This is a genomic window from Deinococcus marmoris (assembly GCF_001949125.1).
GTDB classification, from domain to species: Bacteria; Deinococcota; Deinococci; order Deinococcales; family Deinococcaceae; genus Deinococcus; species Deinococcus marmoris_A.
Map to the genome: position 1 here is coordinate 1 of NZ_MSTI01000100.1, position 11,643 is coordinate 11,643.

The window sequence follows — 11,643 nt, forward strand, 5'->3', positions numbered from 1 at the left end:
TGGTGAACCAGGAAAAAGTGCGGTCAGGACGAACTTACGGTGTTCTTGGGCCGCCAGATGCTGTGCAGCACGCCATGTGAGTTCGGGATCTCGTTTTCTGACCTCCAGGACGGCATGAAAGGCTTGAATCACCAGAAAGGCCCAGTTTCGATGTGCCTGGATGTCACGGTAACGACACTGGCCGAAACTCAAGTTCTGTTTAACAAGGCGGTGAATGACTTCGATCCCCCAGCGGGCTTTCCAAGCCCGCAGCAGTTCTGCCAATGTAATGTCTGACTGCTCAAATGTGCTGATCAGAAAAAACGCCTTCCAGACCCCCTTCTCTCTGCGATAAATGATCACGATCTCGACACTCGATCCTGCCATCTCCACAGCTACCCGCTTTGATCTCCAATTGAATTTTTCGGTGTAGTGACAGTCGCCCGGTGGGAAGCGTTTTTCCAGGCTTTTTAGATTTAATGTTTCACCCTGATAAATGAAATTGCTGTTGCCTTTGATCCGCCCCAGAAAAGAAATCCCATGTTCTAAACAATAGGCAATGACTTCACGCGTCGTAAATTCTGCGTCTGCCACAAGGTCGCGAAAGTGAATGCCCGCCTGCCTGACTCGTTCGAGCATCGCAATCATTGATTGCGATGCAGTGTGATGCGGATAGGCTGATGTTTGCAGCCGTTTTGATACTGTGAATTCAAAACCAAGCGGGATTGGATCATGGCCTGATTTGACCCAGGCCAGGCTCGAAAAACGATGTGAGAGCGCCGTGACCGCATGGCCCTCGCGATATTGGATGTCTAGACCTTGCATTTCTGTACCGTGATGTGCGACGACAGTGAAGTCAAAGGCCAGATACGCACCTTCTGGTGCCGATTTCGCCCATTCGGCCAGATCGGTGTCACTCCAGAAGGTGCGTTGACTCAGCGCGGCACTCACCTGACTGGGACAGAGCGGCGTCAGGGCAGCGACTTCCTGAGCCGCACAGGTGCGGCTCAACAGACCCGTGATGAAGGCAAAGGCTGTGCTAGACGGACGAAACGTAGACATCTCGCCAAAAGAGCGCAGTGACCGTAATTTTTCAAGTTCTGTCGCTGCGCTCTGCGTTGCCGACGGCACTCAGGCTTTGACTGGAAACTCTTGCTCCACGCCCGGAACCCGTTTTTCTCCTTCTCGCTCCGCTCGGATTTTCAGGTGTCTTCAACACCTTCTAATCGGATTTCATATCAGCTAAACCTATTCAGGATTGGGAAAGCGTCTCTCCAACTCCAGCCCTCTGGGCGTGTCGGCGATCTGCAAGACGGCGTGGACCGCCATGCCCTGCAATTCCAGGCGCGTGCGGCCCCGGAAATTGGTGCGCTCCACCACGGCAACCACCGCGCGCACGGTCCAGCCGCGCTTGGCTGCCAGCAGCGCCACGAGCAGCTCAGGCAGGCCGTCCTGAAGCTGCCGGGTCAGGATCACGGCGGTCTGGATGTCCTCGGGCAGGGGGTCCGGCGTGGGCAGGGACCAGTGGTTTGTTGCCTCGTCGGGCAGGTCCGCAGCTTCCTGGCTGGAGGTTTGCGGTCCTGCTTCAGAAGGCGCTGTTCCGTTGGGCTGGGCCATGACGACTGGCGTGCCGCGCATCCGGGCCAGGCCGCGCGCCATCTTCTCGGCGTCTGGCAGGGCGATCACCACATCAAAGTCCGGCACCAGCAGATCGAGGTGGTCCAGCACGGCGGCGCGGTCACGCAGGCTCAGATCGCTCAGGCGGTCCTCGAACAGGGTCTCGCTGGGCAATGCTCGGGTGATCACAGCGAGAAGCGGTCGGGCCATGCCCTCTAGCCTAGCGGTTTTTGCTGGTCTTGGAAGCATTCTGTCAGGTTGGGTCCTGCTGAGAGTAGGGGTCAGCCGCACGAGAGGAGGCCAGGAGACTGATCCGCCTGCCCGGACAGGCCAGTGTCACCGCCCACACGGCGCAGGGTAATCTGCGTCCTATGCAGGTCCGTGTCACCTCACCGACTCCGGTCATCCAGCACGGCACGGCCATTGCCCTGGCCGTGACCGCCGGCCACTTCATCAACGACGCCTACGGCGCGATGCTCACGCCCCTGATGCCCGCATTGCAAAGCAAGTACGGTGTGAGCATTGCCGCCGTCACCGTATTGAGCAGTGTCTACAGCCTGACCAGCAGTGTGATGCAGCCGCTACTGGGCATCGTGGGCGAGAGCCTGGACCGCCGTTACGCCGCCGCGCTGGGGCCGCTGATGACCGGGCTGGGCCTGACCATGATGGGCTTCGTGCCGCTGTTCGGGGCACTGATCCTGCTGGTGGCGGTGGCCGGCTTCGGCAGCGGGTTTTTTCACCCGGCGGGGTCCGCCTACGTGGCGCAGAACAGCCCGCCCAGCAAGCGCGGGTTGTGGGCCAGCATTTTTAGCGCGGGCGGCACGGCGGGCATGGCGCTGGGGCCAGTCTTCGCCGGGGTGGGCCTGACGCACCTGCCGTGGTTCGCGCTGATCGGCGTGGTGTTCGCGGCCATCACCTTCGCGGTCACGCCGTCTGGAACGCAGAAAGCCCGCAAATTCAAACTGCGCGAGTATGTCCAGATCTTCAGAGGCCCGATGCAGTGGCTGTGGGGCATGGCGGTGCTGCGCTCGCTGGCGAGCATGGGCTACAACACCATGCTGCCCTTCATGCTGTTCGCGCGCGGTTTCGGCCAGCGTGAGGTCGGCATTACCCTGGCGACCTACGCCATCGCCAGCGCCATCGGCGGCATCGTGGGCGGGCGGCTGAGTGACCGTTACGGGCGCACTCCGATTCTGCGCGCCGCCATTCTGACCACCATTCCGTTCTTCGCCGTGCTGATCCTGTCTCACCCTGGCCAGTGGTGGTTTTACCCGCTGACCTTCATGGTGGGCGCGGCGGTCAACGCCAGCATCCCGGTGGGCGTGGTGACCGCGCAGGAATACGCCCCGCAGCATGTGGCGGTGGCCAGCAGCATCATGATGGGCTTTTCCTGGGGTTTCGCGGGCCTGCTGATCTTTCTGGTGGGGATGCTGGCCGACGCCACCACGCCCACCACGGCGGCGCTGGTCAGCATCAGCCTGCTGATTCCCAGCGCTGTGATCGCCTACCGCCTGCCAGAGCCGGAGAAGGCGGAATTCAGCTAGGGTCTGTCGCTTGAGAAAGGCGAATCCGAGGCGCAGGGAGGTTGGTCTCCCCGCGCCTTTTTAGCTCTCCCACACCAGCACTACACCGCTCCGCGCGCCAACTTCCAGCTCCGCGCCGTCTGCCAGTTCGTAGGTCTGATTGCTCAGCACATCGCGGTACGTTCCGGCCTCCACGCCAGTCAGGGGCAGGCGGACCGATTCGTGGGCGCAGTTCAGGGCCACATACGCACATTTGCCCTCGTGGCAACGGGCATACAGAACCGATTCCCCCTGGGCGTGCAGGACCTCGAAATCCCCGCGCTGCAAGGGGCGGCTGGCGTGGCGGGCCGCCGTCAGCTTGCGCGTCAGCTCCAGCGTGTCCATGTCCCACTCTGAATCGTTCCAGGGAAAGGCCCGGCGGCAGTCGGGATCGGGGCCGCCGTGCAGGCCAATTTCGTCGCCGTAGTAGATGCAGGGTGCGCCGGGGTAGGTCATCTGGAAGATGGTGGCAAGGCGGAAGGCCGTGGCGTCGCCGCCCACCGCCGTAATAAAACGGGCCGTGTCGTGCGAGTCCAGCAGGTTGAGCTGGGCGCTGACGATCTCGGGGTGGTACATGCGGGCCACCTCTGCCATGCGGGCGGCGAAGGCGGGGGCGTCCACCGGGTCCACGCGGCCTGTGCCGCTGCGCTCGTTCATGGGATGGTCCAGCGTGCGTGCGCCGAAGAAGGCCAGACAGGGGCGGGTGAAGTGGTAGTTCATCACGGCGTCGAACTGATCGCCGCGCAGCCAGCGGTGGGCGTCGCCCCAGATCTCACCGACGATGTAAGCCTCGGGGTTGACCGCCTTGACGCGCCGCCGGAACTCCTGCCAGAAGGAATCGTCGTCGATCTCGTTCGGCACGTCCAGCCGCCAGCCGTCGATGCCGAAACGGGTCCAGTACTCGGCCACCTCCCACAGGAAGTCGCGCACGGCGGGATGGTTCGTGTTGAATTTGGGCAGCGCGCGGTTGCCCCACCACGCGGCGTACCCGGCGGGTTTTTCATCGTTGTAGGCGTGCAGCGGCCAGCCTTCCGGGTGAAACCAGTCTCGGTAGGCGCTGTCCTGGCCCTGTTCCAGCAGATCATTGAACTGAAAAAAGCCCCGGCTGCTGTGGTTGAACACGCCGTCCAGCACCACGCGCATGCCGCGCCCGTGGGCCTCGTCGATCAGCGCCCGCAAGGCCGCGTTGCCGCCCAGCATAGGGTCCACCTGAAAGTAATCGTGGGTGTGGTAACGGTGGTTGCTGGCCGACTGGAACACCGGGCAGAAGTAGATGGCATTCACGCCCAGGCTCTGGATGTGGTCCAGTTTCTCCAAGACGCCCCACAGGTCACCGCCCATATAGCGGTTAAATTCCGGTTTGTCACCCCAGGTCTGCAAATTCAGCCCGTTCACGCGCCCGCTGCGGGCAAAGCGGTCCGGGAAGATCTGGTAGAACACGGCGTCCTTGACCCAGTCGGGCGTGGTGGGATGGGCGGTGTCGGGGGCGGTCAGCACGGCGGTCATCTGCGCGCCAGCATAGCGGAGGGAGACTGACAAAGGTCATTCAGTCGGGCGGTGGAAACAGACTGTCCTGTCCAGCCCGTTTCACCTGACCGTCAGGAGCGGCACCTCGGGGAAATCGCCGTAGTCGCCCGTATTGAGCGTGAACAGCGAGTGGTGGCCACCACTGGCGTGTGCGCCCACCAGAAAGTCGGTCAGGATCCGCCGGGGGAGGCTGGCACGGCGTCGTTTGCCGTAGGCGGCGTAGGCCACGCCTGCGCGTTTCCACGTCTCAAGCGGCATGTTCGGATCAATGCTGACCCCATACTGTTGCAGCAGGGTGTCCAGATGCGGGTGGAAGCCGCACAATTCAGCGTAGACCGCCCCACAAATCAACACCCGGCCCTGAGCGCCCAGTTGATCCAGCGCAGTGACCAGGGCAGGTTTCCGAATTACGTCACCGGAAAAAAGGACTTCCGGCGACTCCATTCTCCATCCTGCTCGACAAAAGTCTCTCGCTCCGCTCGGTCATAAAAATGGTCTTTTTATGACAACTGTTTTAGGGCAGGCGCGGTGGGTTCGCCGTTCCACAGGGCCAGCAGGACATTGGTGTCCAGCGCGCTGCTCAAATTTTATCCTGAAGGTCGTTCAGAACGGTGATGTTGGGATGGGGCGGGCCAGCGTCCAGGGCAGCACGATCTGCGGGATCATGTCGCCACCCGTCCACGACACTGCGGGCATCCTGGCCTTCTGGCAGCGGGGCGCTGCCGAGCATGCCTGCAAAACTGGGCGTGTCGCGTTGCGGGTACAGCACCACCGCGCCGTTTACAAGTTCAAAACGCACCCGGTCTCCGTCGCCCACGCCCAGCCGCTCCTGGATTTCACGCGGCAGCGTCACCTGCCCCTTGCTGGTGATCTTGGCAGTGATGGAAGTCATGCCGTGATTTTACGCCTTACATGTCGTCCTTACGGCTTGCATCCCCCACCACGAACGCCCGCGCCTCCACCTCATCCATGACCTCGCCCAGCGCCACGGCCTCATTCAGCGCCCGCAGCACCTCGCCAATGCGGGGGCCGGGTGGAATGTCCAGCAGCGCCATCACGTCTGCCCCCGTCAACAGCGGCCTGGGAGGCGCAGGCTGCCCCTCCATCGCCTCCAGCACCCGGCCCATCGCCACGGCGTAGGCATGACGGCTGGCCTCGGAACTGCTCGGCCCGCGCGCGGCCTCGCGGTCTGCCAGCATCACCCACAGCAGATCGGGCAGGAGGTCCCGGCGGCGGTGGACGAAACGCCGCGCCTCCTTTTCCCCGGCGGGCAGCGGGACCATGTGGGCCTCCACCAACCCGGCAATGTGTTTGATCTCGCCTGCGGACAGCTTGAGGCGGGTCAGCATCTGCGTGGTCAGTGCCGCGCCCAGCTTGTCGTGGCCGTAGAAATGGGTGCGGCCTGTTTCGGGATCGACGGTGTGGGAGCGCGGTTTGCCCACGTCATGCAGCAGGGCGGCCCAGCGCAGGGGCAGCGGCGCGTCTGGCAGGCGGGCCAGAAGCTGATGCAGTGCCTCCAGCCCATGCTCGAACACATCTAAATGGTGAAAGCCGCCCTGCTGCAACCCCATACCCTCGCGTAATTCGGGCAGGGTCAGGGCCAGCAATCCCAGGTCTTCGAGGCGTTTCAGGCCGTGTGCGGCGTCCGGGTGCAGCAACAGGGCGTGCAACTCGTCGCGGATGCGTTCGGCGGCGGGCATCTTCAGCGTGCCGTCGGCGAGGTCTGCCGCCACTTCCCGCACCACCCGTTCCGTCTCAGGCTCCAGCCGGAAGTCCAGCGTTAGCTCCAGTCGCGCCGCCCGCCACGCCCGCAACGGATCGGCCCGCAGGTTGGCTGCCGAAACCATTCGCAGCCGCCGCGCCTTCAGATCGACCTGTCCGCCTGATGGGTCCAGAATCTTTTTTGCTTCGGTCAACGCCAGCGCATTCACGGTGAAATCCCGCCGCAGCAGATCGTCGTTCACATCGGCAGGCAGCGGCACGAAGTCGTGGTGCGCTTCGCCGTCCAGATGCACCCGCCAGTAGCCGCGTTCCTCGTCCAGCGGGAAGGCCGAGCCGCCCAGCGCGTCGGCCATCGCCCGCGCCGCCTGCGCTGGGTCTGGCACCGCCCAGTCGTAATCCTTCGGGGCCACGCCGCGCTGCCAGTCACGCGCCGCGCCGCCCACCAGCAGGCCGCCGGGCGGAAAGGGAGGCAGGGGCGGGCGGCGGCGAAACATGCTGGACATGCTAAGGGTGCCGGGCCGCAGGTGTGTCTCAATTTCCCTGTTCCGGCGGCCCTATACTGTCCCCGACGGGCGTGGGGAAAGTCGGTGGCTGCCTTTGGGAGATCAACTCTTCAGGGCACATTCCGGCACTGTCGCGCAACGGTAATCCGCCTCCTCCTCTTCAGAGGGCAGCGGAAAGTCCGAACACCTGCCCCGTCCACGTTTCCCAGTGCGGAAGCGTGCGGCTGACCTCTCGCGGAAAGGAGGGAACGCCCGTGCGTGGCCCCCTTTGTTTCTGGCCCAGCGCAGCGGACGATTCTACTTTCCGCCCCAATTTTCGGGGCGGTTTTTCCATGCGTGAAGGCGGCCAGGGAGCCACCATGAAATCAATCCTGACCCTGACTTTTGCTCTCGCCAGCCTGGCTGGAGCCACCACTTACCCGCTGACCCTGACCGACGATCTGGGGCGTAAAGTGACCCTCAAGGCCGAGCCGCAGCGCATCGTGAGCATGTTGCCCAGCGACTCTGAAACGCTGTGCGCGATTGGGGCCTGCGACAAGCTGGTGGGCGTGGACGACTACAGCGACTACCCGCAGCAGGTGACCAAGTTGCCGAAAATGGGCGGCCTGTACGATCCCAAGATTGAGGCCATCGTGGGGCAGAGGCCCGATCTGGTGCTGGTCAGCAAGTACGGCAAGATCGCCGAATCGCTGACGCAGGCCGGAATCACCGTGATCGCCGTGAACCCCGAAACCTATGAGGAAGTCTTCTCCAAGACGCTGGTGCTGGGCAAAATCGTCAACCGCGAGGCGCAGGCCAAGAATCTGGTCACGGGGATGCGCCGCGATATCGCCAAAATCGAGATTCTGACCAAGAACGCGGTCAAAAAGCCCACCGCCTACTACGAGGTGGACCCCACGCCATACAGCATCGGCCCCAATTCCTTCATGGGCGTGCTGCTGACCAAGGCTGGGGCGCGCAACATCATTCCCGCCAGCATGGGCGATTTTCCCAAGGTGGACCCGGAATTCATCGTCAAGGCCAACCCGCAGTTCATCCTGGGTGTGGACGCCAAAACTGCCGCCGCCCGCCCCGGCTGGAGCAGCATGACGGCCATCAAGTCCGGCAAGGCGATGGCGCTGCCCAAAGGTCTGGACACCATCTTCTCGCGCCCTGGCCCGCGCATGCCGCTGGCACTGGCGCAGATGGCGAAGATCATTCACCCGGAACTCTTTAAATAGGCAGTTGAGGTGAGAAGCGACGCGCAGCAGTCTGAGGCCCTGACCGCCGCCCCGGTGGCAAGATCGCGCTGGGTCTGGCCGCGCACCTTCCTGCTGCTGTTGCTGCTGCTGTCGGCCATCGTGTTCGGCACCGGACTGGGCAGCGTGAACATTGCGCCGGAGGATGTGCTGGGGGCGCTATGGCGCGGGCTTGCCAGTCAGTTCACAGGGGCGGAGCTGATCAGCAACGACGTGATCGTGTGGCAGATCAGGTTGCCGCGCGTGGTCATGGGCGTGCTGGTGGGGGCCAGCCTGTCGGTGTGTGGGGGGGCGTTTCAGGGCGTCTTCCGCAACCCGCTGGCCGATCCGTACCTGCTGGGCGTGGCGAGCGGCTCGGCGCTGGGGGCGACGCTGGCGATTGTGCTGGACTGGCCGCGCGCCCTGATTCCGGTGTCGGCCCTCGTGCTGGCGCTGCTGTCCGTGGCCGTCACCCTGTCGCTGGCACGCGAGGGCCGCCGCTTTCCGCCCACCCGCCTGATCCTGGCCGGAGTGGTGGTGGGCAGCGTCCTGAGCGCCGCCACCACGGCCCTGATCCTGCGTGGAGAGGACCGCGCCCGGCAGGTGCTGGCCTACACCCTGGGCGATCTGGGCTTCAGCGGCTGGCGCGACGTGCTGACGGTGCTGCCCTACGCGGCGCTGGGTTGCGGCGTGCTGCTGCTGCTGGCCCGCGCGCTGGATACCCTGCAACTGGGTGACCTGACCGCCCGTTCGCTGGGCGTACCTGTGGAACGCTTGCGCCTGATCGTGGTCATCGCTGCCAGCGTCGCCACGGCGGGAGCAGTGGCCTACGTGGGCATCATCGGTTTTATTGGACTGATCGTGCCGCACATGGTCCGCCTCGCTTTCGGCGCAAGCCACCGCATCCTGCTGCCGCTCTCGGCGTTGCTGGGCGGTGCGCTGCTGGTCTACGCCGACTTGCTGGCCCGCACCTCGCCGCTGTCGCAGGTGGGGATCGTAACCACGCTGCTGGGCGGTCCCTTCTTTCTGTGGCTTTTGCGCCGGGAGAAGGAGATATGAGATGGGGAGGTCAAAGGGTCAAAGGGTCTGAGGGTCCAAGGACAACGGTCCTTTTAGCTCCTCCCTCCTTGTGGGGGAGGCTGGGAGGGGGGGCCGCCGAGCAACCTCAAAACGAAGCAAGTTGGAGAGCCTCATGACCCCCTCCACGCCGCTTGCTGACTCCCTCCAGGCCAACAACCTCCACGTCCACGCCGGAACCTTCCCCGCCGTGCGCGGCGTCAGCGCCAGCTTTGGTACCGGCACCTTCTCGGCGGTGATCGGTCCCAACGGCGCGGGCAAATCTACGCTGCTGCGGGCGCTGCTGGGCCTGAACAAACCCGAGTCCGGCGGGGTCTGCCTGTTCGGGCGTCCGCTGCAAAGCTGGAGCCGCCCCGAACGCTCGCGGGCGCTGGCCTACCTGGCCCAGACCGAGGGGCTGCCCGATTCCACGAAGGTCCGCGATGTGGTGGCGTTGGGGCGCGGCGCGGGCGACTGGCGCTTCGGCCTGCTGCCCACCCGTCCCTGGACGGATGACGACGACGCGGCGGTGGACAGCGCTCTGGACCGCACCGACACCCGCCGTTTTGAAGGCCGCAAGGTGGCTGAACTCTCCGGCGGCGAGCGGCAACGGGTGGCCCTGGCTCGCGCCCTGGCCGGACAGCCACGTTTCTTGCTTCTAGACGAACCCACCAACCATCTGGACCTCGCCTACGCCCTGGAAGTGATCCGTTACCTGCGCTGCGAGGTGGCCGGGGGCCTGGGTGTGGTGGCCGTGCTCCATGACCTGAATCTGGCGGCGCGGGCCGACTGGCTGTTGCTACTGCATCAGGGGGAAGTGCTGGCGGCGGGACCACCCGCTGAAGTGCTGACCCCCGAAAACCTGCTGGCCTCCTACGGCGTCCGCGTCTCGGTGCTGCGCCACGGCGATAGACTGGTGATCCTGCCGGAGGATTAGCCATGCCCACGCTTCTTGAAGACCTGCTCTCCCGCGATTCGCAGCGCATCTGGGCCAGTGCCTGTGCGGTCATCCGCCTGCACGATAATCCTGCGCTGGATGGGCTGGCCGCGCATTTGCCCCACATCGAGCAGGAAACAGCGGACGTGGATCTGGGCGGCGCACTCTTTCCCAACGCCGAGCATCTTCAGCAGGCTCTGCGCGTGCTGCGCCTCCGCCGGGAAGGTGGCTGTCCGTGCCGCCTCTATCCCGGCCATCTGATGTATGACCCGGAGAGAGAGACGAAGGCCGGGCGCGTCCAGATTCTGTCTACCGACGAGTCGCCTGACCGGAACGTGAATTACCGCTGCCGTTGCAATACCTGTGGTGCAGAATATAACGTGGAGCAGGGCGAATACCATTACACCTGGTGGCAGTGGCGGGCCGCAGACTGAACTGTATTGTCGCCTATCAGGCCAACGCGGCTGCCTCCGCCGTGTAGCCTGTGCGCCGTATGCCTTCTGGCCCCAAATACTTTAAAACCTCCGGTCACCTCCTGGTCTGCCAGGGGCCAAACTGTCAGGCACGCGGTTCCGTGCTGCTGTACAAGGCACTGTGGAAGCATCTGGAAAGCGCCTCGCTGGCCTACTACAAGACGGGCGGCAGCATTCGCCTGAGCGAGAGCGGTTGCCTGGGTTCGTGCAGCTACGGCCCCAGCCTGTGCGTGTACCGCCAGACGCAGGAGGGGTTGGAGGAAGGCTGGTTTGCAGCGGTGGATTTTCCGCAGGCGGCCCGGCTTGCCCAGGCTGTGCATGACGGGGCGGCGCTGCCGGATGAGGGAAAGTACGGGCCGGAGTAGTTTTTTGGCTGTTTTGCGGAAGATATCTCAAATCCAGCCAACTTTATTAGCTTTTATGCTAATATTCTCCCATGCCGAGTGGCTTTGATTTCACCACCCCAGATGTGCAGGACTGGGAGTTGGAAGCCATCTGGGACGCTGTTGACCGGGAAACGCTGGTCTTTTCTCGTCACGCCCGCGAAGAGTGGAGTCTGGACGCCCTGACGCCAGATGACGTGCTGGATACCATTAGTTTTCCAGATGAAATTAGTAAAGACCTGCCCGGCAGTTCACGCGCACCGGGCCTGAATTTTAACCGGCATCTGGGCGGCGTTCGCCTGCGCGTCAAAGTGGGCTGGCGGGACACTTATTATACGGATTCCGATTAATTTGTGCAGAGCGGCCACCAGTGAAATAAGGTGTGTTGGGTGATCAGGTCAGGCTGAGTTTCAAGCCAGGCACATTGGCGGCCCAGCACATCCTGAAGCTCATCTAGAGAATCAAAACAGCGGTTCGCAAGTGGTCTGTCGGTCAAATTCCACGCCCGTTCCACGGGTTGAAGTTCTGGTGAATAGGGCGGGAGCGTGATGGTTTCAATGCCTGGGGGATGTCCCTCCACAGGAGGGACATGGAAGCCCGCGCCATCTTCGACCAGCAACACTTGATGATCTGGACCCGCGCCAAGACTGGCCGCAAACGCGGCAAC

At 63.6% G+C, this 11,643-nt stretch carries 14 protein-coding genes; 7 read left to right on the top strand and 7 right to left on the bottom strand.

All coding sequences use genetic code 11. From position 1 onward, the window contains the following. Positions 1 to 1,041, bottom strand: a 1,041-nt coding sequence (locus BOO71_RS27055) for a transposase (RefSeq protein WP_139322964.1), incomplete at its 3' end; no start/stop codon positions are given. Positions 1,042 to 1,227: 186 nt separating this feature from the next. After that, positions 1,228 to 1,806: a hypothetical protein gene (locus BOO71_RS15010; RefSeq protein ID WP_075833787.1), complete on the bottom strand. Its 579-nt coding sequence runs from the start codon at positions 1,804 to 1,806 to the stop codon at positions 1,228 to 1,230. A 161-nt stretch (positions 1,807 to 1,967) separates the two neighbouring features. Between BOO71_RS15010 and BOO71_RS15015 the strand changes: the two genes are divergently transcribed. Next, complete coding sequence (locus tag BOO71_RS15015) at positions 1,968 to 3,140, top strand: MFS transporter (RefSeq protein ID WP_075833789.1); 1,173 nt, start codon at positions 1,968 to 1,970, stop codon at positions 3,138 to 3,140. Positions 3,141 to 3,200: 60 nt separating this feature from the next. Here BOO71_RS15015 and BOO71_RS15020 read toward each other — a convergent pair whose 3' ends face one another. The 4 genes from BOO71_RS15020 to BOO71_RS15035 all read right to left on the bottom strand — a co-directional run bounded on the left by BOO71_RS15020 (position 3,201) and on the right by BOO71_RS15035 (position 6,901). Next, positions 3,201 to 4,664 carry a glycoside hydrolase family 13 protein gene (locus tag BOO71_RS15020; RefSeq protein ID WP_075833791.1) on the bottom strand — a complete coding sequence of 488 codons (1,464 nt, stop codon included), beginning with the start codon at positions 4,662 to 4,664 and terminating at the stop codon, positions 3,201 to 3,203. Positions 4,665 to 4,745: 81 nt separating this feature from the next. Continuing rightward, positions 4,746 to 5,129, bottom strand: coding sequence for a type II toxin-antitoxin system VapC family toxin (locus BOO71_RS15025; protein ID WP_075833793.1), 384 nt, complete (start codon positions 5,127 to 5,129; stop codon positions 4,746 to 4,748). 136 nt (positions 5,130 to 5,265) lie between these two features. Next, on the bottom strand, positions 5,266 to 5,577 hold the full coding sequence (locus BOO71_RS15030) for an AbrB/MazE/SpoVT family DNA-binding domain-containing protein (RefSeq protein WP_075833795.1): 312 nt from the start codon (positions 5,575 to 5,577) through the stop codon (positions 5,266 to 5,268). Between the two features lie 16 nt (positions 5,578 to 5,593). Continuing rightward, positions 5,594 to 6,901, bottom strand: coding sequence for a CCA tRNA nucleotidyltransferase (locus BOO71_RS15035; protein WP_075833803.1), 1,308 nt, complete (start codon positions 6,899 to 6,901; stop codon positions 5,594 to 5,596). A gap of 368 nt (positions 6,902 to 7,269) precedes the next feature. Here BOO71_RS15035 and BOO71_RS15040 point away from each other — a divergent pair, with 368 nt between their 5' ends. The 6 genes from BOO71_RS15040 to BOO71_RS15065 all read left to right on the top strand — a co-directional run bounded on the left by BOO71_RS15040 (position 7,270) and on the right by BOO71_RS15065 (position 11,326). Continuing rightward, a complete protein-coding gene (locus tag BOO71_RS15040; protein ID WP_075833805.1) occupies positions 7,270 to 8,130 on the top strand; it encodes an ABC transporter substrate-binding protein in 861 nt (286 codons plus the stop codon). 105 nt (positions 8,131 to 8,235) lie between these two features. Further along, positions 8,236 to 9,186 carry a FecCD family ABC transporter permease gene (locus BOO71_RS15045; protein ID WP_439823030.1) on the top strand — a complete coding sequence of 317 codons (951 nt, stop codon included), beginning with the start codon at positions 8,236 to 8,238 and terminating at the stop codon, positions 9,184 to 9,186. A 133-nt stretch (positions 9,187 to 9,319) separates the two neighbouring features. Further along, positions 9,320 to 10,120: an ABC transporter ATP-binding protein gene (locus BOO71_RS15050; protein ID WP_075833797.1), complete on the top strand. Its 801-nt coding sequence runs from the start codon at positions 9,320 to 9,322 to the stop codon at positions 10,118 to 10,120. 2 nt (positions 10,121 to 10,122) lie between these two features. After that, positions 10,123 to 10,554: a hypothetical protein gene (locus BOO71_RS15055; protein WP_075833798.1), complete on the top strand. Its 432-nt coding sequence runs from the start codon at positions 10,123 to 10,125 to the stop codon at positions 10,552 to 10,554. 59 nt (positions 10,555 to 10,613) lie between these two features. After that, positions 10,614 to 10,958: a (2Fe-2S) ferredoxin domain-containing protein gene (locus BOO71_RS15060; protein ID WP_075833800.1), complete on the top strand. Its 345-nt coding sequence runs from the start codon at positions 10,614 to 10,616 to the stop codon at positions 10,956 to 10,958. 71 nt (positions 10,959 to 11,029) lie between these two features. Beyond that, positions 11,030 to 11,326, top strand: coding sequence for a hypothetical protein (locus BOO71_RS15065; RefSeq protein WP_075833802.1), 297 nt, complete (start codon positions 11,030 to 11,032; stop codon positions 11,324 to 11,326). Here BOO71_RS15065 and BOO71_RS15070 read toward each other — a convergent pair. Beyond that, on the bottom strand, positions 11,323 to 11,643 hold a 321-nt coding region (locus BOO71_RS15070), incomplete at its 5' end, for a transposase (RefSeq protein WP_175607335.1). The genes BOO71_RS15065 and BOO71_RS15070 overlap by 4 nt on opposite strands.